Source organism: Chelatococcus sp. YT9, from assembly GCF_018398315.1.
GTDB lineage: Bacteria > Pseudomonadota > Alphaproteobacteria > Rhizobiales > Beijerinckiaceae > Chelatococcus.
Genome location: NZ_JAHBRW010000002.1, coordinates 1099934 through 1120958, shown reverse-complemented (window position 1 = coordinate 1120958; position 21025 = coordinate 1099934). Strand labels below are relative to the sequence as shown.

Sequence of the window (21025 nt, the reverse complement as noted above, 5' to 3'; positions counted from 1 at the left end):
AGTGAGTTTGAGTTCACGATGATCACCTTCTTCTATGGATTTTCCCGGTGGGTGGAGATGTGCATGAACTCAGCCGATGTGCGGGGCCTGAAGGCGCTCGACATCTTGGTCATGCACGCCACGCACTCACGGGCGCGTGGCTTCTCGCCAAACGAAATCGCCGCGACACTCAACATCGACGACATGCATCTGGTGGCCTATTCGATCAAGAAGCTGCTGGCAGCCGGATTGGTCATGCCCGTGCGGGAAGGCCGGCATCAGGGTTACGTACCGACAGAAGCGGGCGAAGCGGCTTGCCAAGGCTACCTGAAGATCCGCGAGGAGTATCTGCTCGCGAGCCTTCGCCATCTTCGTGAGGATCGGGCTGAGATCAACCACGCCGGCCGGATATTGCGCCTTTTGACAGGGCTCTACGACCAAGCCGGGCGGTTTGCTGTCGGTGACGCCGCCAGCCGAAGGCAGATCCCGCCACCGCCCGTGAGAACGAAGCGCTGACGCGCCAGCGGGTCTTTCGCGGATTACGATCGAGTGGGAAGCCGCAGGAGGCCCAACCGCTTCGCCTCCGCAGCGGGTATAACAGCAAAGATCACCGCGCGCCTCGGGCAGCCCAGGCGCATCGGCGGTTCGTGCCTGCGCGCCGCAGCATTGCCAACCACCTTGGTTCCGTGAGGCCCACAAGAGCACACCGGCACCGCGCGTGCGCTTTGGGGCGGCGCGCTACCATGCTGCTGAGCGAGCCAAGGTTCACTCTTGCGCTGGAAACCAAATGCTGAGGCCTTGGGTGTTTAGGCGGTGAGACCAAGCCGACAACTGGAGGCCTCCACCGGGCATCAAAATCTCAAGACCGCGGCGTATCTGCCCGCCCTTTTGTTGCGTCCTCGCGGATGAACGCGGCGGCGCGTTCTCCGATCATGATCGCGGCGGCATTGGTGTTGCCCGAGATCAGGCGCGGCATGATCGAACAATCGGCGACCCTGACGCCGGAGAGACCGTGCACGCGCAGGCGGGCATCAACGACGTCGCCGCGCGAGGGGTCCGGGCCCATGCGGCATGTACCGCTAGGGTGGTAAATCGAGCTGCCAGTCATCCGTATATAGTCAAGAATCTCGTCGTCGCTCTGCACGGCAGCCCCTGGCCGGTGTTCGGCGGCGACGAGCTCCGCCAGTGCCGGAGCGGCCGCGATCCGGCGCGCATAGCGAAAGCCCTCGATCATTGTGCGTCGATCGAGATCGGTCGCGAGATAGTTCGCCCTGATCTGCGGTCGCGCAGACGGCTCAGGCGATGTGATGAAGATCGTACCCTCGCTCTCGGGCCGCAGCTGGCAAGCCGAGATTGTTGCGCCAGGGAAGGCGTGCAGACCGCCATCATAGCTGTCGAGGCTGAGCGGCTGAAAGTGGAACTGGATGTCGGGCCGATCGGACGCGAGCGGTGAGCGCGCAAAACCTCCAGCGAGGGATGCGCCGAAACTCAACACCCCCTGGCGACGCATCAGATAGTTCATCCCGATCAGAACTTTACGCCATGGTCCGCGTGTCAGGTCGTTGAGACTGATCGGCAGGTTGAGCCGCAGCATCAGTCGCGACTGAAGATGATCCTGAAGATGTCTGCCGACGCCATGGAGGACATGAACCGGTGTTACGCCGGCTGCCGCGAGCCGCTCCGGATCTCCGACACCGGACAATTGGAGGATTTGCGTCGATCCGATAGCGCCTGCGGCCAGCACGATTTCTCGGTGGCAACGCAAATGAAGCGCCTCGCCCGCACGTCGGCCGTGAATGCCGCGCACCCGCCGTCCTTCAAATTCAAGCCGATCCACCTCGACGCCCGTCACAATGCGCAGGTTGGGTCTGCGTGTCGCAGGACCGAGGAAGGCGCGTGCGCTGGAGGAGCGGCGCCCGCGCCGTGTCGTAAGCTGGAAGCGACCCACACCCTCCTGCGTCGCGCCGTTGAAGTCGGGGTTCAGCGGCATACCTGCCTGCTGACCAGCTCTCACAAAACGGGAGACGAGTTCGAGGTCGACAGCCGGATCCTCGACGCTAAGGCCGCCCTTAACTCCGTGATACTCGCTCTCGCCGCGCGACTGCGCTTCCACCGCCTTAAACGCGGGGAGCACGTCGGACCAGCTCCAGCCGGGGTTGCCGCGCTGGGACCAATCGTTGAAATCATCGGCTTGCCCGCGAATATAGATCAGGCCATTGATGGCGCTTGATCCACCAAGAACGCGGCCACGCGGCCACGCCACACGGCGGCCTTTCAGCTCCGGCTCCGGCTCGGTCTGATAACGCCAGTCATAGCGCGGGTTGTTGATGGTCTTGAAGAAGCCAGAGGGCACGTGCAGCCATGGGTTACGGTCGGCAGGCCCGGCTTCCACCAGCAGCACCGACACGGCGGGATCCTCGCTTAGACGCGATGCAAGCACGCAACCGGCGGAGCCACCGCCCACCACGATATAGTCGTATGCCTCAGGTTGGCCCATCGTCCTCACCATTGCCAGTCCTGTCTCTTCAGCCCTTGACCGCACCGGCGGTGAGCCCGGCGATCAGGTAACGGCGCGCTAGTGTGACCAGGAGAACCACGGGAATGAGTTGCAAGGTCACGCCGGCGAACAGGACGCCCCACTCGGTGCCGTCGACCGCACCCATCAGCTCGCTCAGGATAAGCGGCGCGGTCTTGGCCTGGTTGGTGGTGAAGATCATGGCGAAAAGGTACTCGTTCCACGCGTAGACAAAAACGAAGATCGATCCTGCGGCCATGCCTTGGAGTGTTAGCCGTGGGAGGATGCGTGTGACAAACTGCCATTCCGACGCACCGTCGACGTAGGCTGCTTCATCCAGCTCATACGGGATCTGGTCGAAGAAGTTCTTCATGATCATCGTGTTGAGCGAGACCCAGAAGGCCGCATAGAGCAGGATCAGCAGGAGGTGCGTATCGCTGAGACCGAGCGCGTCCGCCACCGGGAACAGGGGCAGCGTCACCACGATGGGGGGCAGCACGCGCACCGCGATCATGTACACGGCGGTCCATGCGGTGAGCCGGCTGCGATAGCGCGAATAGGCGTAGCCGCCGAAGAAACTGATGAAGCCAGCGAGTACCGTCGCGCCCAGCGCGACGATGACGCTGTTGCCAATCGCATGGAAATAGCCCTGCCATTGGACTACGAGTTGGAAGTAGTTGTCGATGGTCGGCGTGAAGATCAGCTTTGGCGGGTAGACAAAGATGTCGACTTGCCGCTTGAACGAAGACATGACGATGAAGAGGATCGGCGTGACCGACCAAACCAACATGAAAGCCAGCAGCAGGCCGCGCATCAGGCGCTCGAGAGGAGAAAATGAATGGTGCATTATTCGCCCTTCATGCCGCGCTGCATTGCAAACAGGAAAACAGACGCCAGAAGCAGTGAGCCGATGACCATCAGCCATCCTGTGGCAGCGGCGATTCCGAAATCCCCGTGGCGGAAGCCATGCTGATACAAGTAGACGGCCAGAACCTCGGACATGCGAACGGGCCCGCCTTTGGTCAATAGCCACACCTCCGAAAACATGCGGAAGGCGAATATCAGTCGGAAGATCAGCGTGATCAGCAGAGTCGGGACCAGAAGCGGCAGCGTTATACGAAGAAAGCGCTGCCAGCGCGTCGCGCCGTCGATATGCGCGGCCTCATAGAGGGAGCCGTCGATAGCCAGCAGGCCCGCATAAATCATCAGGAACGTGAAAGGTAGATGGGTCCAGATGTTGATGACGCCGACGAGGATCAATCCTGTCGTCGGTGACGCGCTCCAGTTGACACGGCCGAGCCCCATCTCTTCGATGGTGCGGGCGATGGCTCCGATATTCGGGTCCATCATCATCTTCCAGACAAGAACAGCCACCACTTCCGAAATCGCGTAGGGCATGAGGATGCAGGCGAACATGACGCCGCGAAGCGGAACGCCCGTCACAAAAAGCATGGCTAGAGCGAGGCCGAGCAGAAGCTCGACACAGACGACGCCGCTGACGACGAGGAACGTGTTGATGGATGCGCGCCAGAAATAGGGATCGGTAAAGACAGCGTGGTAGTTCTGGAGCCCAACCCAGGAGAGACCGGTGCCATAGCTCGATTGGTTCAGACTAAGCCACAGCACGTAGAGCGAAGGGATCGTCAAGATTGCGAGCAGCAACAGGTGGAGCGGTGATAAATAAAGCCAGGTGGTCAGGCGCGGCTGACAATGCATATCATCTCCATTTCATCGTTAGTCGCCTGCTCGGGAAGGACAACTGCCTCACATGCCTATGAGCAGGTATTGCGGCTCGCAGTATTCAAGAATGCCCGCATGTCCACCCTCCCGTCCGAGACCAGATTGTTTGACACCTCCAATAGGAGCCATCTCCAGCCCAAGATGGATTGCATTGATGCCCACCATGCCGAGGTCGAGAGATTCGGCGGTTCTCAAGACGTGTGAGATGTCGCGCCCGAATACATACCCCGCAAGCCCGTAGGGCGATGCGTTGATCGACATCTTGACCGCCTCGAGGTCAGTGAAACGCGTGATCGCGGCCACGGGCCCGAAGGTCTCTTCGCTAGAGATCAGCATGTCGGAGCTGACATCCTCCAGGACCGTGGCCTCGTACCACGTCCGCCCCAGGGCGGACCGCCGTCCACCACGCGTGAGGCGGGCGCCTTTGGCGAGGGCATCGGCGACGTGGCGCTCAACCTTGGCCAGCGCCGCGTCGTCGATGAGCGGCGCGAGTGTGCTGACGGGATCCCGGCCATGGCCGGGAATGAGCGTATCGATCTGCGTGAGGAAACGGGCTAGGAAGTCGTCATAGACCAGGTCATGGATGAAGAAGCGGTTCGGACAGACGCAGGTCTGACCGGCATTCCGGAACTTTGCGGCTACTGCCAGCGCTGCCGCCTTATCGAGGTCGGCATCCGGCAGCACTATAAAGGGGGCATGTCCCCCAAGCTCAAGCCCCAGCTTCTTGATTGTGCTGGCGCATTGGCCATAGAGCAGCCGTCCTGTTGCAGTGGAGCCAGTGAAGCTCAGGAAAGCGATGCGCGGATCCTGAGTCAGCACGGAGCCAATCGTCGTTGCTTCGCCGGTCACGACCTCCAGCGTGCCCGGGGGGAGGCCCGCCTCTCGGCATAGGGCCGCCAACGCGAGGGCGCAAAGTGGCGTCTGCGGCGCCGGCTTGAGCACGACAGTGCATCCGGCCGCCAACGCAGGCGCGAGCTTGCGTGCCACCATCGAGACCGGGAAGTTCCAGGGGGTAATCGCGGCGACCACGCCGATCGGCTTGTGATGGACGAGAATGCGGCTGTCAGCGCGCGGAGAAGCGACGATTTCGCCGTTCAGACGTCTCCCCTCCTCGGCGAAAAAGTGGAAATATCCGGCCGCTGAGGCGACCTCAGCGCGAGACTCGGCGAGCGGCTTGCCCTGTTCCGCAGTCAGCAGACCTGCGAGATCTTCAGTATGGGCCAAGATAAGTTGGGCCAAGCGGTTTAGGATCGCGCCACGCACCTGGGGCGGCTCCCCTGACCAGCCTGGATAAGCGGCATGGGCCGCTTCGACGGCGGCGCGGGTGTCATCTGCCGAGAACGCGCGCACATACCCGACCGGTTCGCCCGTCGCGGGATCGTCCACGCGATGCCAGGCAATCGCTGTCCCTTCCTCCTCCTGCGCAGCCGCACCGGTGAGACTGAGCCTCCCCCACTGCATTCCGATCTCCTCACCAAAATTGCATCTCGCATATTGCATCATGGATCCAAAAACGCAATAACGGGTTTCAGCGCTTGAGCGAGGGAGATCGGTTGTGAACAGCCAAGACTACGATGTGATCGTATTGGGAGGCGGCAGCGCCGGAATCGCGGCGGCAGTCGCGGCGGCACGCAACGGTGCGCGCACGGCGCTGGTAGAGGCAGGCCCAATGCTGGGGGGCGAGCTACTCACCGGCATGACAATCGACGGCGCAATCAATGGCCGCGGCGAAGACACCGTCGGCGGAGTGATCACCGACCTGCTCCAGCTCTGCCGTGACATGGGCGGATTCGTCGCCAAGCTCAACGATTGGCGGCTGATCCGTTATATCGCCTATGATCCGGAGATCATGAAGATTGCCATTCCGCGCCTCGTCTTCGACGCGGGAGTGACTGTCCACCTCCAGACATTCGCTGAGGAAGCGGTGCATGATGGCGGCAGGATCACCGGCCTCGTCGTGCTGGGCAAGGGCGGACGGCAGCTGGTCACCGCGCGCGCCTTCGTCGATGCCTCGGGCGATGGCGATCTGTGCGCGATGGCAGGGGGCGAGACGCTGAGCGTCGAGAACGGCGAGAAACCGCAGCCGATGTCAATGATGTTCCGAATGGCCGGCGTCGACACGGGAGCGTTGCTGTCCTACGTACGGGAGCATCCCGAATGCGTCGCCGTGGGGGAAAGCGACGCGATTCGAGGCGGCCGCACCGATCGCGAGATTACCGAGGAGATCTTCCTGCAGGGCCAGCCCTGCGTGTTCTTCAAAGGCGACGGTCCGCTTCTCGGCGGCGCGATCCAGCGCGGGGATATGTTCGCCACCGCGCTGGTGATGATTCAGCCGACTTCCGAGACCCGGCGCGAGGTATGTATCAACGCGACACGCATCACCCTCGACGAGCCAACCCGTCCGGACAATATGGCGACCGCATTGAGGGTGCTTCCAGCACAGGTTTTCCAATGCGCAGAGTTTCTGCGCAAGTCAGTGCCTGGCTTCAGTGAGGCCAGCATCTCCGGCATGTCACCGCGTATCGGCATTCGTGAAACGCGCCGGGTCGTGGGCGACTACATCCTTACCGAGGAGGATGTGCTGCAGGCGCGAAAGCGCAGCGACGGGGTCGCAAAGGGGTGCCATCATGTCGATATCCATCAGGATGGCACGGGTCAGATCCGTATCCCCGTGGCTGATGGCGGGTCTTACGATATTCCATTAGCGAGCCTATTGCCCAAGGGTCTAGAGAATGTCGTGATCGCAGGGCGCTGTCTCTCGGCCAGCCGAGAGGCACAAGGGTCGGCACGCGTCATGGGAAGCTGTATGGCGATGGGTCAGGCCGCCGGAAGTCTTACCGCGATGGCCCTCACGCAGAGCAACCACGCTCGGTTGCGTGATATTCCCGTGGGCCGCCTGCGCCAACTCCTTCAGGAGCAGGGCGCGGTCCTCGACGGCACCCGGTGACGTGAAGGCCGGCGCGAGACAGGACGTGCGTTCAGCCCTTCCCCGTCTCGGCTTCGGATGCAGAGAGCAGAGTCCGCACCTGCTCCTGCGTGCCGCGGTTATGCGCCTTCAAGCGCTCACTCAGAAGGTCTAGATCGCCGGCGCGCAGCGCGTCCATCATTCCCGCATGCTCATCGCTGGACTGATTCTGCCGACGCGCTGACGTCAACGCAGTTCTTTGGTAGCGCTCTGACAGGTCGAACAGGGTGGTAATCGTGCGCAGGAGATGGCGATTGCCACAGTCGCGATAGAAAGCGAGATGGAACGCACGATTCTCATGCATGTAGCGCTCAAGGTCGGCTTCAGGGTCCTCTGTGGCCAAACGTTTGTAAATGGCCGTCACATGATCCCGTCCGCCGTCGAGCAGGCTGGGCCAGCTAGCACGCAATGCCATGTCCTCGAGGCTTTCACGCAACGAATAGAGCTCGACCAAGTCACCGATCGAGTGAGCAGAAACCACTGCGCTGCGATGCGGGCTCAGCAGCACGAACCCCCGCTCGGCCAAGCGTTCGATAGCTTGCCTGATAGGATGCCTGCTGACATCGAGCTGCTCGGCCAGGCGCACCTGGTCGAGCCGCTCGCCCGCCGCCAATTCGCCAGCCAGGATCATGCGCTGGATTTCAGAGGTGGCATAATCCGCGGTACTCTTGAATCGAACTGCCCGTTCCACGAAAGATCTCCGGTTTTGGCCGCCGACTACGGTCATCCGGCTTATGGATCCAAAACCTAGGTGGCGAACCGCAATTTGTCCAGAAGCGCGGTAGTGTTGTCCCATACCGGGCTTCGCCCGCGTCCACCCTATTCGCAGTTTGGCAAGGGTGGTCGCGTTGGGTGCCACACCTCTCGCTTGGGATCTCCTCTTCACGACCGCATCACTTCTCACTGGCGGCGTTCCCCTGGGGCGTAGCATGCTTCGTGGGTGAGGCGGACCTGCGGCCTGTCTGTTGCGGCGGCTGATGTATCACCCACCCCGCTCATCACGGATTCAGCTCCCCGACACGCTGCGGTCCCGCCTGTTGCGTCCACCTGGTCTTGCGGCGTCCGAGCGTCTCGCGCGCCACGCAGCCCACTCAGCGGCCTGATCGACGAGCAGTTGACGCGCATTATGATTCCTGATTGGATCCAATGCACTGGATCCAATTATAATCCCTGGGGAGAGAAGATCATGAATTTCCTGAAGCGGGCCGGACTAGCGGCCGGCGTGGCAGTTAGCCTCTGCGCTGCGCTACCGGCGCTTGCGCAAACACCCGTGTCCATCCTGTCGCACAAGGTGCATGAGAACGTGGCGCGCGGCCTCGTCGCGGGCACGACGGGGGGCGACGTCGCAGGAGAGTGGGCGGCGGCCAACAAGGCGACCCTGAACTGGATCACGGGCAATATCGATCCGATCCACGACCGCCTCGGCCGCGAGTTGTCATTGCGCGAAAGCTCGGTCGATCTTGCCTTCGTCATCAACAAGTTTCACACGCCGCGCATCGCCGCCCTGCTCGAGCCGTTGGATGACCGCATGAAGGCTGCGCCGATCGAGATCATCGATGCTATCCCGGAGCAGTTGAAGAAGGCGCTCACCTATGACGGCAAGCTGACGGCGATCCCGTTCCGCCACGCGACGACCGGCCTGCACTGGAACAAGGCCCTGTTCGCCGAGCGCGGATTGAACCACGCTCCGCAGACGCTGGGCGAACTGCTGCAATACGCTCGAAAAATGAGCTACACGCGCCCAGACGGCACGCGCGTCGCAGGGCTCGTCATGAACTCCGGCGACGAGCACGTTGCCGTGCTGACCCTGTTGTCCGCGTTCGGTGCCCGGCTATTCGACGACAAAGGCAAGGTCACCGCCAACAGCCCTGAAATGATCAAGGGGCTGACGACCATGGCGGAGCTCTACAAAGAAGGCGTGCTCTCGCAGAACTACGCCACGATGACTATCGACGACGTGATCACCGCAGTTCAGAATGGACAGGCGGCAATGGCGATCGATCCCTTCGCGCGCTATGCAGTCTACAATAACCCGAAGAGTTCCAAGTTTCCTGGTCAGATTGACGTGGTTGTCACACCGTCAGCCGTAAACCCCGAGGGTACTGCGATCACTGAAATCTGGTCGATGGCAATACCGCGCAACGCGAAGAACAAAGACCTGTCTTACTCGCTGATGCGTGCGCTGTCTGGAAAGGAGGCAACTATCCGGATCGCGCTTAATGGTAATGGTCCCGTCGATCCGACAGCGTACTCCGATATACGCCTTCAGGAGAAGCTGCCTTACACCAAAGCGGAAGCCGAAGCGCTTAAGATTGCACAGATTGTTCCTTCCAACTTCGACCGCTCAATAGAAGTCGCAGCGATATTCCGTGAGGAATCCCAGGCTGCGGTGCTCGGCCTGAAATCGCCGAAGGACGCAGCGGCCTCTATGCAATCGCGGATTGAGCGGCTGGTGAACTGATTGCCTGTACCGCGCCATGCCGAACGGCGTATTGCTCCGCGAGCCTGTCGCGGATGACCCCAAGCTGACGGTCGCTGTCCCCGCAGCGCAGCGGCCGCCCTGGGCCTGTGCCAACCCGAGCTCACATGCGAGTGCCCCTCCCCATCCATGCGCACAGGTGTGATGGCGTAGGCTCGACCCGGCCCATCCGGTCGGAACCTGCAGCGCGACCCGATATCCAGCAGCCTGGCTGCGCATGCGCGCTTGTTTACCCCCGCATAGCTCCGACGATATTCATCGGACATAAGCGTACCCGCTCACTGGTCTTACGCCTTCCTCGTTTTTCTGGAATTCAGATCGGACGCAGCCTATAGGCCGAGAAGGCGGCGGATACTGGATGCTACGCGGCCGGCAGGTCTCCCGTCCGATCGGCGATCTGATCCATTCACCGGTCAGCCGAAGTCAGGACTTCTACGAGAGGGGTGGTTGCACTGATCGCCGCAATCCGATTACGGACGCGCGCAATAAGGTCATGAATCGGCGGCGACAGTGATCTTCCACGACGCGTTACGACATACACTGTGCGCCATACGATTGGATCTTTGATCTGCCTGAATACGAGGTGCCCCCCGGCACCGCCGAAGACTGCAAGCGCAGGAACCGTCGTGACGCCTATGCCCGCCTCCAGAAGCGCCCACAGCGTCGAGTTCATCGATACCTGGTAGCGCGGTGATGACATCGATGTACTCATTGCAGGCAGCTGAGTAAGCAACGACGCCGTCGCCGTGTCCTGTGTCAGCCCGATGAAATCGGTACCCTCCAAATCATCCCAGCGCAGTGGCGGCCGGGCTTTCGCAATTGTATGATCTCGCCGCAGAAGAAGCCCCATCTGGTCACGGAAAAGAGGCTTGAAATCCAGCTCGGGATCATCATCACCCTTGCTGCAGAAGCCGACATCGACCTCATTGCGCCTCACTCGGCGCCGCACTTCCGATGAATTTCCGTCGCGGAGATGGAGATGAATGCGCGGATGATCCACCGTAAATAGCTTCAGTACGTCCGGAATGACTTTGGTCGCCACCGCATGGACCAAGGCGACACCAATTCGTCCGCTTCTGCGCGTCGCGACGGCCTGTATATCCTGTATGGCCATGTCGAAATCATAGACGAGGCGCTCGGCCGTCGGCATGAAATCGCTCCCCTCAGGCGTCAACGCAATGGTCCGGGTGGTGCGCTCAAAGAGGCTTGCGCCCACGATATCTTCAAGCTGTCGAATAATCATGGTCAAGGTGGGCTGCGACAGGTGCAATTCGGTCGCAGCACGCGTGAAGCTTCGATTGCGTGCCACGCTCAAGAAGGCGCGCAGATGTTTGATCGTCGCGTTCAGGGCCGGTGACTGCTGGCTCGTCTGGGTCATCGTGTGAAGTGCTCGCTCATGTGAGCCGCCCACATTAATTAGCTTTTCTGATTAATAGGCCAATTAAAAAAATTTGCATAGAAAAACGTGCTGTCCCACAGTCCAGCACCGCACAAGAAGCTCGCTGTCAACGGGCGCCGAGGGGAATGGAGAACTGACATGGGATATAGCTGGCACTGCGTGATCGGCGCAGGTTTGCTGGGGCTGTTCGCAACAACGGCTCCGATGCCCGCGGCAGCCCAGGGATCATCCACAGTAGTTATCGGATCCGAGGGGGCGATCCCGCCGCTTGATCCGCAGCGAACGACGGGCACCGTCGGCTTGCGCGTGATCGACGCCATATTCGACCCGCTCATTCGAGAAGATCTGAGCAAGGAGAGTGATACCGCCCCACCGCTGAAACCTGCGCTGGCCGTAGCCTGGAGCGTATCGCCGGATGGACTGACCTACACCTTCAATCTGCGTCCGGGTGTTACCTTTCACGATGGCAAACCGTTCGATGCCGCCGCGGTCCAGCTCAATTTCGCCCGGATGATGGACAAGGATTCGCCGGTCTTCGACAGCCGCGCCAGCGGAAACATGACATTCCTGACCCGTTGGATCCGGAGCACGACGGCAAAGGATCCAAACACTTTCGAGATCACGCTCAAAGAAGCCTTCTCCGGTTTTCCAAGACTCTTGAGTGATCGTCGGGCCGGCATGATCAGTCCTGGCGCGCTCCATGAGTTCAAGGGCGACCAGCTTGGCCAGCGGCCAGTCGGGACAGGGCCATTTACGCTGCCTTCATTTCAACAGGGGCAACAAATTACACTGTCACGGTTCGACGGCTATTGGGGCGAAAAGGCCAAAGTCGCACGGCTGATCTTCAGGCCGATCACCGATCCGACGGCGCTTGCCATCGCAGCCCAAACCGGGCAGGTTGATATCATTCCGAGTGCCAGCCCGCAGCAGATCGCCCAGCTAAAAGCCATCCCGGGCATCACTATTCAGTACCCGGAGCCGGCCAACCAATATTTTGTCCGGCTCAATACGCGCGCTGCCGGCACAAACGAAGGAAAGGTCCGCGAAGCGCTCAACTATGCTGTCAACCGCGAAGGTGTGACGGCATTGTTCGATGGTCAAACACGTGCCGCGGTTGGTCCAGTGCCCGTCGGCAATGAGCTGCCACCCGCAGCGCCCGGACAGGGTTATCGGTTCGATCAGGCAAAGGCCCGCCAATTGCTCGCCGAGGCCGGCGTTAAGACACCGCTCACGATCAAGCTTCTGGCGCCCAACAGTGGGCCCGGGTTCGCGCTAGCCCCGCAGGTACTCGCGCTGCTGCAGCAGGATCTGAAAGCGGTGGATATCGATCTCCAGGTGCAGTTTCTCGAGTTCGCCACGCTCATCACGACCGAGGGACCGGGCTACAAGGACGACGTCCATGGATCTTTCAACGGCTGGGCCACAGGCGCGGAGAGCGCCTACTGGCTGGAGCGCATGTTCAGCGGCGCGCAACAGCCTCCCCAGGGCGTCAACCGTGGCTGGTACCGCAACGCCGAGGTCGACAAACTATTCGATGCAGCCCGGGGTGAGACGGACGAGACGAAACGCAACGCGCTCTATGCGCAGGCGGCCGCCTTGATCGCAAAGGATGCGCCTTGGATCTTCCTCTACCAGGACCGTTTGCCACGCATCATTCGCAGCCGCGTGACGGGCATCGTGCCTGCACGGTCTGTCTTCCTTGACTATCCAAGGCTCGCCGTACGTTGAGACCACTTTTTCTTGTTACAATGGAGAATTGCCATGATGTTAGGTTGGCGCGCACGTATCGGCCAGATGCGCCCCGCAACCGCGATTGAGGGTGCAGAGGAGTGGCGCTCGGTCGCTCCCGTCGGGGTCGCCTTCGCCGATGCCCGGACAATTGTTCCGCAGGTGAATGAGGAAGGCCTCAAGGTGATGATGAGCCAGGTCCTGGAGGCTGCGCGGCAGCTCGCCACGGCCAAGGTCGATCTCATTGTCCAATGCGGCGCGCCTGGAACTTTCCTGCGCGGCAAGGGCCACGACGAGGAGGTCTGCGCCCAGATCAAAGAGGCCACCGGAATTCCTGCCATCACGATGATGGCAGCTCAAATGGATGCCCTGAAGGCCCTGGGCGCCAGGGATATCGCCGTTGCGACGGTGTATTCAGATGACGTGAATGCCAAAATGGCAACCTACATGGAGGCGTGTGGCTTCAACGTTGCCGCGATGAAGGGCTTGCAGATCCTCGACCCCTTCGATGCCAGCGTGCACGACGCCGACAGTGCCTGCCGGCTAGGCCGGGATGCTTTCCGGGCAGCTAACAAGGCCGACGCTATCCTCATCTCGTGCGGCACCTATCGAACCTTCGAGATCCTGCCCTATCTGGAGATGGACACTGGCGTTCCCGTGGTCAGCAGCAACCAGGCGACCCTGTGGCGGGCGTTGCGGACGCTCGGCTTGCCGGATGTCATTCCGAACCTCGGGAAGCTCTGGTCCGTCGCCTAGAATAGCCCTCCCGGGATACTGCGCAGCAAGCGCAATCTCTGCGCGGACAATTACGCATCTGGACGAACAAGGGGGGCGCATGGCGCAGATATGCGACCTGCCCCATCCCCTTTGCAGATTTCTCATCACCCGAACGGCTTGACGACGATGATGATTACAATGGATTCGCCAGATTCTTCCAGGAGAAGCATGAGCCCCCTGCTTCGACGCGCGATGAAGAACGTTGCGCTCATGTCCGGCCTTTCTATTGTTCTCTGCATCGTCTTCATGGCTGTATTTGCACAATGGATCGCACCGTTTGATCCGCTATTTGCTAATCCGTTGCAGCGCTACCTGCCGCCCCTGTCGGGTCTGCATGTGCTCGGCACCGATGAGTTGGGGCGGGACATTCTCAGCCGTCTAATCTATGGCGCACGGTACGCGTTGCTCGTGGCGCTGGTTCCGACCATTCTCGCACTCTGCCTCGGCGCCGTGATCGGCTTGTTCTCGGGCTACTTTGGCGGGTTCGTTGACGCTGTCGCCATGCGCATCTTCGACGTCATGTTCGCATTTCCGGGTGTACTCCTGGCGCTCGGCATCAGCGCGGCTCTCGGGCCTGGACTCAATTCAATGATCATCGCAATGATCGTGGTGACGATCCCGGCGTTTGGTCGCCTGGTGCGAGGCGTGGTGCTCGGTGTCAAGCAGGAACTCTTCGTCGATGCCGCCCGCTCCCTCGGTTTAGGCAATGTCCGTATCGTCTTTCGGCACATCCTGCCGAACGTGCTCGGGCCGGCGATCGTCTACGGCACGCTGCAGACCGGCCGCAACGTCATCCTCTCGGCAAGCCTGAGCTTCCTTGGCCTCGGGCCACAACCTCCCGCCCCGGAGTGGGGCCAGATGTTGTCGAGTGGACGTACCGCCATCGCGACCGCGGCCCATGTTGCGACGATCCCAGGCCTAGCAATCGTCGTGCTGGCAATCGGCTTCAATCTCATTGGCGACGCAGCGCGGGACATCTTCGATCCACGCTCGAAGCGCCGAGGCGAGTGACGCTCATGCTCAACTTCGTCATCAACCGCGTCCTTCAGCTCGTTCCGGTCATCATCGGCGTCACGCTGGCGACCTTTCTTCTGGCGCAGATCATCCCTGGAGATCCGGCCGACGTTTTGCTCGGCAGCGGGGCGTCAGAGGAAGCGCGGCAGGAACTGCGGCTCGCCCTTGGGCTCGATCGGCCGATCTGGATTCAGTATGCCCAGTATCTCGGCAACCTGCTGCAAGGCAATCTCGGCCAGTCATTCACGTTCGCCCAGCCTGTCAGCGAAGTCATCGCCGAGCGACTCGTCAACACCGCCTTGCTGTCGTTCGCCGCGATCATCCTCGCTACCGCCGTTGGAATCCTGGCCGGAACTTGGGTCGCGCTCAAACCTGGAGCGGCGCGAGACCAAAGTCTTTCCGTCGTTGTGCTCTTCTTCAATAGCATGCCTTCCTTTTGGCTCGGACTGGTGCTGATCATCATCTTCGGGCTCGATCTGCAGCTCTTGCCAGTCGGCGGCATGGCTGACCCTACCGGAGACGGCGGCCTGCTCGACATCGCGGCGCATATGATCCTACCGACCGTCACACTGGCCGCTTGGTCCCTTGCGGTCATCGCCCGGATGACCCGCGCATCCATGCTGGACGTGCTCAACAGCGACTTTATCCGGACGGCGCGCAGCCGCGGTGTCAGTGAAATGCGGATCGTGCTGCGTCACGCGCTGCCGAACGCCCTGCCCGCCGTGATAACGGTGATAGGGCTCCAGATGGGCTTCCTGCTGAGCGGCGCTGTCCTCACGGAAACGGTGTTCTCCTGGCCCGGCCTAGGCCTTGCTATGTATCAGGCGATATCCACGCGCGATATCCCGCTAATACAGGGTGGAATACTTGTCCTTGCTATATCTTTCGTCCTAATCAACTTCTTTGTCGATGTTCTCTATGCGTATTTCAACCCGAAGATTGAGCTTTCCTGATAGCGGGAATACGCATCAAGTCGCCACAACTACGTGAGCTACCCACTCGCGGCGTGCATCCTTAAATGAAGCTGTGACCATGTCCGACAAACTCAGAGATCAATTCACGTCTTTCATTGGAGGCGTGGCACTTGCGCCGGCAGGCGAGCGGCAATGGCTGATCGACCCGGCTACCGGACGAAGCTGGGCCTCCGTCTGTCTCGATGCCACCGCAGTGGATGAGGCGGTTGCCTCCGCTACAGCCGCCTTCGCGGCACCGTCGTGGTCAGCGCTGACTGGCCCCGAGCGCGGCGTCCTGTTGCGGCGCCTCGGTGAACTCGTGTTCGCCAACGCCACGGAGCTCGGGCGCCTGGAAAGTCTGGCGAATGGCAAGAGTCACGCAGCGACCACAGCCGAGATGCGCGCGACAGCGCAGTGGTATAGCTACTACGCCAACGCTATCGATGTACACGACGACGTCCACCGCTCCGTCTCGCATACTGTTGACGCGAAGATCCTCTGTGAACCGCTCGGCGTTGTGCTGGCCATAACGCCCTTCAACGGAGCCCTGTCGCTTGGTTCGTGGAAGGTCGCGCCCGCCCTCGCTGTGGGGAACGCGGTGATCTTGAAGCCGCCAGCGGAGTGTCCAGGTTCCAGCATCCGGCTGGCCGAGCTTGCCATCGAGGCGGGCTTTCCCCCCGGCATTCTGAACGTGGTCATCGGCGATGCCGTACTCGGTGAGCAACTGGCGACCCATCCCGATGTGGCGATGGTTACCTTCACGGGCAGCACCGCAACAGCGCGCATTCTCGGCGCCAAGGTCACCGGAATGCTGAAGCGCTTCGTTTGCGAGGCCGGCGGCAAGTCGGCGCATATTGTTTTCGAGGACGCCGACCTCGATGCGGCCGCCATTGCGGCCACCCAGGGTGCCTTCTCAGGGACCGGACAGACCTGCGTCGCGGGCTCTCGGGTGCTGGTGCAAGCGTCCATTTACGACGACTTTCTGGAGAGATACATCGCATCCACGCGTCGAATTCGAGTTGGCCCGCCAGCATCGCCGAGGAGCCATATTGGACCGCTGGCGTCTCGTCGGCAGTACGAGCGGGTGCGTGATTTCATCCACGAGACAGTCTCCGCCGGTGGCAGGGTCGCATTCGGTGGGGACACGCCCGTGGTCGACGCCGAATTTGCCGGCGGCTACTGGCTTTCGCCCACCATTATCACCGACGTCAACAGTGACATGCGCATATGCCGGGAAGAGGTTTTTGGCCCGGTCGTCACTGTTCAGCCCTTCGCAAACGAAGATGAGGCGATAGCTCTTGCAAATGGTGTGGAGTACGGCCTAGCGGCGGGCTTCTGGACGCGGGATGCCGCACGCATGCGGCGCGTCTCACATCAGCTGCAAGCCGGAACGATCTGGATCAATACCTATCGCGCGATCAATTTGCGCGTCCCCTTCGGGGGATACAAACAATCGGGCCTTGGCCGCGAGAACGGCATCGAGGCACTTAAAGAGTTCTCGCAGATCAAAGCTGTCGTAACGGAGTACGGCACCGCCGCGGACCCGTTCGCAAGCTAATTCAACCACATAAAACGGCTATTCGGAGGTATTCAACATGACCATGACTGGTGCGGTTGCCCGCGGGTCTCTCATCATCGACGCGTTGCAGTATAATAAGCCCGAACGTGCTCGTTTCGAGGAATGGCGGGCCGGTGGCGTGGGCTGCATTCATGTGACCGTCGCGATCTGGGAGTCGGCGCGTGAGACCCTTTCGGCACTTGGCGAATGGAATCGTCTACTCGAGAAGAACTCCGACCTGATCGCCCTCGCGACCTCTGCGGATGATATCGAAAGGATCGCGGCATCGGGTCGAACAGCAATAGTCTATGGTTTTCAGGATACATCTCCTTTCGAGGATGATATCGAGCTTGTCGAGACGTTCTACAAACTTGGCGTCCGCATCGCGCAGCTCACTTACAATGTCCAGAACCGTGTGGCGTCCGGCTGCTGGGAGCCGGACGAGAATGGCGTATCCAAATTTTTCGGTCGCAATGTCATTGCCGAGATGAACAGACTCGGGATGCTCGTCGACGTCTCGCACTGTACCGAGAGAACCTGTTTTGATGCCATCGAATACTCATCACGTCCGATCGCCGTCACACATGCAAATCCCCAAGAGTTTGTCGGCACGAATATCGAGCTCAACCGTCGCAATAAATCGACAGCGCTCATTCGCCGTCTTGCGGAGCGTGGCGGTGTCATCGGCCTCAGCATGTATCCAAAGATTATGAAAGATGGCTCGAACTGCACGCTCGACACCTTCCTGGATATGGTGGCGTGGACGGTTGATCTTATCGGCATTGATAGCGTTGGCTTCGGAACGGATTACTACGACGGCTGGCCGGAAAGTGAGATCATGTGGTGGCGTGCGGGTCGCTGGTCACGAGAGAGTGCTGTTCCAATCAAGGGCTTCTCAGATTGGCCGTCCTGGTTCAAGTCTTCCGCAGACTTCCCCAACATACTCGACGGGCTTGAGCGCAGGGGATTCCAGCTCGAGGAAATCCGTAAGATCGCAGGTGGCAACTGGCTGCGGCTTTTCCGCGAAAGCTTCGTCCCTCTTTCCTGATCATGCCGGGGATCCATGCGCGCATGTGTCCCCTATTCTTCCCCATTCTTGGTACGCAAAGGCGCTCACGTGGCGGACCGCGCTGATACATTTGATGTCGTGATTGTGGGCGGCGGCCATAACGGTCTCGTCGCGGCGGCCTATCTCGGTCGAGCTGGCCTCAGGGTTGCCGTGCTGGAGGCCCGCGGTGCCTTGGGGGGGCCCTGCGGTACCTTCGAGTTCATGCCCGGCTACAGGGCAGCCTTCACCAATTCGGCTGGCAGCTTCGAGCCTCGCTTCGTGGATGAGCTGAGGCTCGGAGATTTCGGACTCCGTTTCTTGCCGACGAATCCGACGGTCGTGCATCCCTTCGCCAGCGGAACCTTCATTGGATGGCGCGACAGGGTCCGCATCGCAGAGCAGCTCGACGCCTTTGCACCCGGCGAGGCCAACCGCTATTTTCAGCTGCTTGCGCGTCTGGAGGAACTCGGCCGCCATCTCGGTGCGTCAGTCTTCGCACCCTCGCCTAGCCTGTCGGCGATGGCGCGAGCCGTTCCGGGTCGCCTCGAGCGATTGTTCGAGCGGGTTTTCCTGGGGAGCTTGCGCCAGCTGCTCGACGAAGAACTCGCGTCCGAGGAAGCCAAGGCTTTACTGGCGATCGTCGCCCTCAATGCGACGCTTGCACCGCCATCCGCGCCGGGAACGGCCATCGGATTGATGATGCGTCCGCTCTCGCTCGCATCGACACCGGCGCTTTCCCCGGATGACCCGCGACGCGTGCCCCTGCGCGGGTCGAGCGGCCTGCCTCTCGGGGGTATGGGCGCCGTCATCGATGCGCTGGCTGCCTGCTGCCGCAGCTTAGGCGTCACTGTGCGAACGAATGCGCCCGTCCGACGCGTCCTGCATGAGGGAGGGCGTGTTACCGGTGTGGCTACCAGGACGGGGGACGAATATCGCGCGCCGCGCGTCATTTCAGCCATCAACCCGAAAACTCTATTTGCCGATCTGCTCGACGAAGCGGCCGTTGAGGATGGACTGCGTCAGCAGATTGCGGCTGTTCCCATGCGCGGATCAGCCTTCAAGATCGTGCTCGCGCTCGATGCTTTGCCAGGCTATGCGAACTTGCCCGATGGCGTCAGTACGTCCGATGTTGCTGGGGTTCAATTCCGTATTGCCCCCTCGCTCGATACGATCGAACGTGCGGTCGGCGAAGGATTAAGCGGCATCCCCTCACATGACCCCATCATGTGGGGGCTCATTCCGACGGTGACGTCTCCGGAACTCGCACCACCAGGGCGTCACCTCCTCAGCATCAACGCTTGGCATGCACCCTACGCCTTGGCGGATGGCACCTGGCCCGACATGCGAGAGACATTTGGATGGCGCTGTGTCGATGCCCTGGCCCGCCTTATGCCCGGTCTCAAGGATCGCATCGTCGCGCACCGGTTCATGTCGCCGAATGACCTCGAAGAGGAGCTCGGCCTTGTCGCCTCTAACATCACCCATGGAGATATGCTGCCTGCCAACCTCTTCGGTGCGCGCCCGCATGCCGCCGTACATGCCTACAGAACCCCCCTCAACGGACTTTTTCTTTCCGGCTCGGGCGTCTGGCCAGGCGGATATGTCACCGGGATCCCCGGATTCAACGCCAGCACCGCCGTTCTTGCCGACATTCGGGGAGCAGTCCCCTCACGCACAAACACATACAAGGATTAGTCATGGAATTTCTCGTCAACATCAAACTTCGCTGGTCCGACAACATGGACCCGGAGTTGCGCGAGAGGATCACGCGTGAAGAACGCGCGCACGCAGCAGAACTCGCGCGCCAAGGACATCTGGTGCGGATGTGGCGCGTGCCTTGCCGCTTTGAGAACTGGGGTATATGGCGCGCGAAGGATGCCACGGAGCTGCACGAGATCATCACTGGCCTGCCCGCGCATCCTTGGATGTATGACATCGCAGTCCATCCACTGGCCAGACACGCGGTTGATCCACTCGAGGTGGCAGCGGCCTGAGCGACGAGGCAAAGGCTCGCCCCGGCGCGCAGCATCTCCCACCGAGGAACGGGCCTTGCTGCCCGCCGCCCTGTTAGCAACCGCGTCGCAGGCATCGGCTAGCGCGTTGTCACGAGACCTTCGGGTCCACTGCCGCGCCGACAAGCGTTACGAAGCAAGAACGATCTGAATGGCCCTCGCCAGCTGCGCCGGATACGCGTAGGAGGAACCCGTCGCTCGTTCTGCGGTTATTTCAGGCTCCAGACATCTCCAGCCCCGGTGTTTCTGGAGCAAAGCCCCGGTGCTGAGCATAGGCGTCGTGCGCAGCCCCGGGGCAGCTTCGATATGAAGCGGCTCCTCCGCATATCGCGCAGTATCGTACAAAGCCATGCGGCGCCCTGCGAGCGCTTGCAATCACGCATGCAAAATGCTCGACTATCCTGATAGCAAATGGCATCCCGCCGGGGAGACCGTGAGCCGGGTTTCCCTTTTCCCGCTTAGAGCCTTTCGCCTGATAAGGCGGTTTTCTGGTTTTCGATGATAGGCGGGAATAGCGCTGAGCTTGTCAGCGTTTTCCGATTCGCACCGAGCACCTTGGGACAGCAAAGCGCTCTCGCGACCTGCGAGGCTAAGCTATGGCAGCGTTATCAGAAGTGGTGCATGCCGAAATACACAACCAGATTCAGTTCGCGATCGAGCACGAGACTTGGATCGACATTGCTGCCATCGTGCGCAGAATTGTCGTACGCTATTCTGATCTAGAGAGCCGTCGCAAAGAGCTGCACCGTGAAGTGGCTCTTCGGGCGTTACCCCGGGGCATTACAATCAAGCTTTAACGGATACATCAAGCGAGGGACGCTTCGAAACAAGCGCGAGCGGCTCCGTTCTGATGACGGC

The 21025-nt window shown here is 60.9% G+C and carries 18 protein-coding genes; 12 read left to right on the top strand and 6 right to left on the bottom strand.

Annotated features, from left to right (window positions below; translation table 11 throughout):
- The first annotated feature begins 63 nt into the window (after nucleotides 1-63).
- Nucleotides 64-495 carry a winged helix DNA-binding protein gene (locus tag KIO76_RS25150; protein ID WP_213326311.1) on the top strand — a complete coding sequence of 144 codons (432 nt, stop codon included), beginning with the start codon at nucleotides 64-66 and terminating at the stop codon, nucleotides 493-495.
- A gap of 343 nt (nucleotides 496-838) precedes the next feature.
- Here KIO76_RS25150 and KIO76_RS25145 read toward each other — a convergent pair whose 3' ends face one another.
- The 4 genes from KIO76_RS25145 to KIO76_RS25130 are packed head-to-tail and all read right to left on the bottom strand — an operon-like array spanning nucleotide 839 to nucleotide 5695.
- Nucleotides 839-2476 (bottom strand): GMC family oxidoreductase, encoded by a 1638-nt coding sequence (locus KIO76_RS25145; protein ID WP_213326310.1) that lies wholly within the window; start codon nucleotides 2474-2476, stop codon nucleotides 839-841.
- A gap of 28 nt (nucleotides 2477-2504) precedes the next feature.
- Nucleotides 2505-3341, bottom strand: coding sequence for a carbohydrate ABC transporter permease (locus KIO76_RS25140; RefSeq protein WP_213326309.1), 837 nt, complete (start codon nucleotides 3339-3341; stop codon nucleotides 2505-2507).
- Nucleotides 3341-4210: a carbohydrate ABC transporter permease gene (locus tag KIO76_RS25135; RefSeq protein WP_213326308.1), complete on the bottom strand. Its 870-nt coding sequence runs from the start codon at nucleotides 4208-4210 to the stop codon at nucleotides 3341-3343. Before KIO76_RS25135 ends, KIO76_RS25140 begins: the two co-directional genes overlap by 1 nt.
- A gap of 48 nt (nucleotides 4211-4258) precedes the next feature.
- Nucleotides 4259-5695 (bottom strand): NAD-dependent succinate-semialdehyde dehydrogenase, encoded by a 1437-nt coding sequence (locus tag KIO76_RS25130; protein WP_213326307.1) that lies wholly within the window; start codon nucleotides 5693-5695, stop codon nucleotides 4259-4261.
- 94 nt (nucleotides 5696-5789) lie between these two features.
- Here KIO76_RS25130 and KIO76_RS25125 point away from each other — a divergent pair, with 94 nt between their 5' ends.
- Nucleotides 5790-7181, top strand: a complete 1392-nt coding sequence (locus KIO76_RS25125) for an FAD-dependent oxidoreductase (protein WP_213326306.1) — start codon at nucleotides 5790-5792, stop codon at nucleotides 7179-7181.
- A gap of 31 nt (nucleotides 7182-7212) precedes the next feature.
- Here KIO76_RS25125 and KIO76_RS25120 read toward each other — a convergent pair whose 3' ends face one another.
- A complete protein-coding gene (locus KIO76_RS25120; RefSeq protein WP_213326305.1) occupies nucleotides 7213-7926 on the bottom strand; it encodes a GntR family transcriptional regulator in 714 nt (237 codons plus the stop codon).
- Between the two features lie 459 nt (nucleotides 7927-8385).
- Between KIO76_RS25120 and KIO76_RS25115 the strand changes: the two genes are divergently transcribed.
- Complete coding sequence (locus KIO76_RS25115; RefSeq protein WP_213326304.1) at nucleotides 8386-9660, top strand: extracellular solute-binding protein; 1275 nt, start codon at nucleotides 8386-8388, stop codon at nucleotides 9658-9660.
- A 424-nt stretch (nucleotides 9661-10084) separates the two neighbouring features.
- Here the strand turns inward: KIO76_RS25115 and KIO76_RS25110 are convergent, their stop codons facing one another.
- Nucleotides 10085-11056: a LysR family transcriptional regulator gene (locus KIO76_RS25110; protein WP_213326303.1), complete on the bottom strand. Its 972-nt coding sequence runs from the start codon at nucleotides 11054-11056 to the stop codon at nucleotides 10085-10087.
- Between the two features lie 159 nt (nucleotides 11057-11215).
- Here KIO76_RS25110 and KIO76_RS25105 point away from each other — a divergent pair, with 159 nt between their 5' ends.
- From KIO76_RS25105 to KIO76_RS25065, 9 genes are all read left to right on the top strand, one after another.
- Nucleotides 11216-12805, top strand: coding sequence for an ABC transporter substrate-binding protein (locus tag KIO76_RS25105; protein WP_213326302.1), 1590 nt, complete (start codon nucleotides 11216-11218; stop codon nucleotides 12803-12805).
- A gap of 33 nt (nucleotides 12806-12838) precedes the next feature.
- Nucleotides 12839-13561 (top strand): maleate cis-trans isomerase family protein, encoded by a 723-nt coding sequence (locus KIO76_RS25100; RefSeq protein WP_249730035.1) that lies wholly within the window; start codon nucleotides 12839-12841, stop codon nucleotides 13559-13561.
- A gap of 189 nt (nucleotides 13562-13750) precedes the next feature.
- The gene (locus KIO76_RS25095) at nucleotides 13751-14593 is read left to right on the top strand and encodes an ABC transporter permease (RefSeq protein WP_213326301.1); all 843 of its coding nucleotides are present in this window, start codon (nucleotides 13751-13753) and stop codon (nucleotides 14591-14593) included.
- A 5-nt stretch (nucleotides 14594-14598) separates the two neighbouring features.
- Nucleotides 14599-15549, top strand: coding sequence for an ABC transporter permease (locus KIO76_RS25090; RefSeq protein ID WP_213326300.1), 951 nt, complete (start codon nucleotides 14599-14601; stop codon nucleotides 15547-15549).
- A 79-nt stretch (nucleotides 15550-15628) separates the two neighbouring features.
- A complete protein-coding gene (locus tag KIO76_RS25085; protein WP_213326299.1) occupies nucleotides 15629-17107 on the top strand; it encodes an aldehyde dehydrogenase family protein in 1479 nt (492 codons plus the stop codon).
- Between the two features lie 37 nt (nucleotides 17108-17144).
- Complete coding sequence (locus KIO76_RS25080; RefSeq protein ID WP_213326298.1) at nucleotides 17145-18155, top strand: dipeptidase; 1011 nt, start codon at nucleotides 17145-17147, stop codon at nucleotides 18153-18155.
- A gap of 69 nt (nucleotides 18156-18224) precedes the next feature.
- Nucleotides 18225-19850, top strand: coding sequence for a phytoene desaturase family protein (locus tag KIO76_RS25075; RefSeq protein ID WP_291976843.1), 1626 nt, complete (start codon nucleotides 18225-18227; stop codon nucleotides 19848-19850).
- 2 nt (nucleotides 19851-19852) lie between these two features.
- Nucleotides 19853-20149, top strand: coding sequence for a muconolactone Delta-isomerase (locus tag KIO76_RS25070; RefSeq protein WP_213326296.1), 297 nt, complete (start codon nucleotides 19853-19855; stop codon nucleotides 20147-20149).
- A 614-nt stretch (nucleotides 20150-20763) separates the two neighbouring features.
- Nucleotides 20764-20964 (top strand): hypothetical protein, encoded by a 201-nt coding sequence (locus tag KIO76_RS25065; RefSeq protein ID WP_213326295.1) that lies wholly within the window; start codon nucleotides 20764-20766, stop codon nucleotides 20962-20964.
- Nucleotides 20965-21025 lie beyond the last annotated feature (61 nt).

Coding starts and splice junctions, on each gene's coding strand:
- KIO76_RS25150 (WP_213326311.1), top strand. CDS start 64: ATGAACTCAGCCGATGTGCGGGGCCTGAAGGCGCTCGACATCTTGGTC.
- KIO76_RS25145 (WP_213326310.1), bottom strand. CDS start 2,476: ATGGGCCAACCTGAGGCATACGACTATATCGTGGTGGGCGGTGGCTCC.
- KIO76_RS25140 (WP_213326309.1), bottom strand. CDS start 3,341: ATGCACCATTCATTTTCTCCTCTCGAGCGCCTGATGCGCGGCCTGCTG.
- KIO76_RS25135 (WP_213326308.1), bottom strand. CDS start 4,210: ATGCATTGTCAGCCGCGCCTGACCACCTGGCTTTATTTATCACCGCTC.
- KIO76_RS25130 (WP_213326307.1), bottom strand. CDS start 5,695: ATGCAGTGGGGGAGGCTCAGTCTCACCGGTGCGGCTGCGCAGGAGGAG.
- KIO76_RS25120 (WP_213326305.1), bottom strand. CDS start 7,926: ATGACCGTAGTCGGCGGCCAAAACCGGAGATCTTTCGTGGAACGGGCA.
- KIO76_RS25115 (WP_213326304.1), top strand. CDS start 8,386: ATGAATTTCCTGAAGCGGGCCGGACTAGCGGCCGGCGTGGCAGTTAGC.
- KIO76_RS25110 (WP_213326303.1), bottom strand. CDS start 11,056: ATGACCCAGACGAGCCAGCAGTCACCGGCCCTGAACGCGACGATCAAA.
- KIO76_RS25105 (WP_213326302.1), top strand. CDS start 11,216: ATGGGATATAGCTGGCACTGCGTGATCGGCGCAGGTTTGCTGGGGCTG.
- KIO76_RS25100 (WP_249730035.1), top strand. CDS start 12,839: ATGATGTTAGGTTGGCGCGCACGTATCGGCCAGATGCGCCCCGCAACC.
- KIO76_RS25095 (WP_213326301.1), top strand. CDS start 13,751: ATGAGCCCCCTGCTTCGACGCGCGATGAAGAACGTTGCGCTCATGTCC.
- KIO76_RS25090 (WP_213326300.1), top strand. CDS start 14,599: ATGCTCAACTTCGTCATCAACCGCGTCCTTCAGCTCGTTCCGGTCATC.
- KIO76_RS25085 (WP_213326299.1), top strand. CDS start 15,629: ATGTCCGACAAACTCAGAGATCAATTCACGTCTTTCATTGGAGGCGTG.
- KIO76_RS25080 (WP_213326298.1), top strand. CDS start 17,145: ATGACCATGACTGGTGCGGTTGCCCGCGGGTCTCTCATCATCGACGCG.
- KIO76_RS25070 (WP_213326296.1), top strand. CDS start 19,853: ATGGAATTTCTCGTCAACATCAAACTTCGCTGGTCCGACAACATGGAC.
- KIO76_RS25065 (WP_213326295.1), top strand. CDS start 20,764: ATGGCAGCGTTATCAGAAGTGGTGCATGCCGAAATACACAACCAGATT.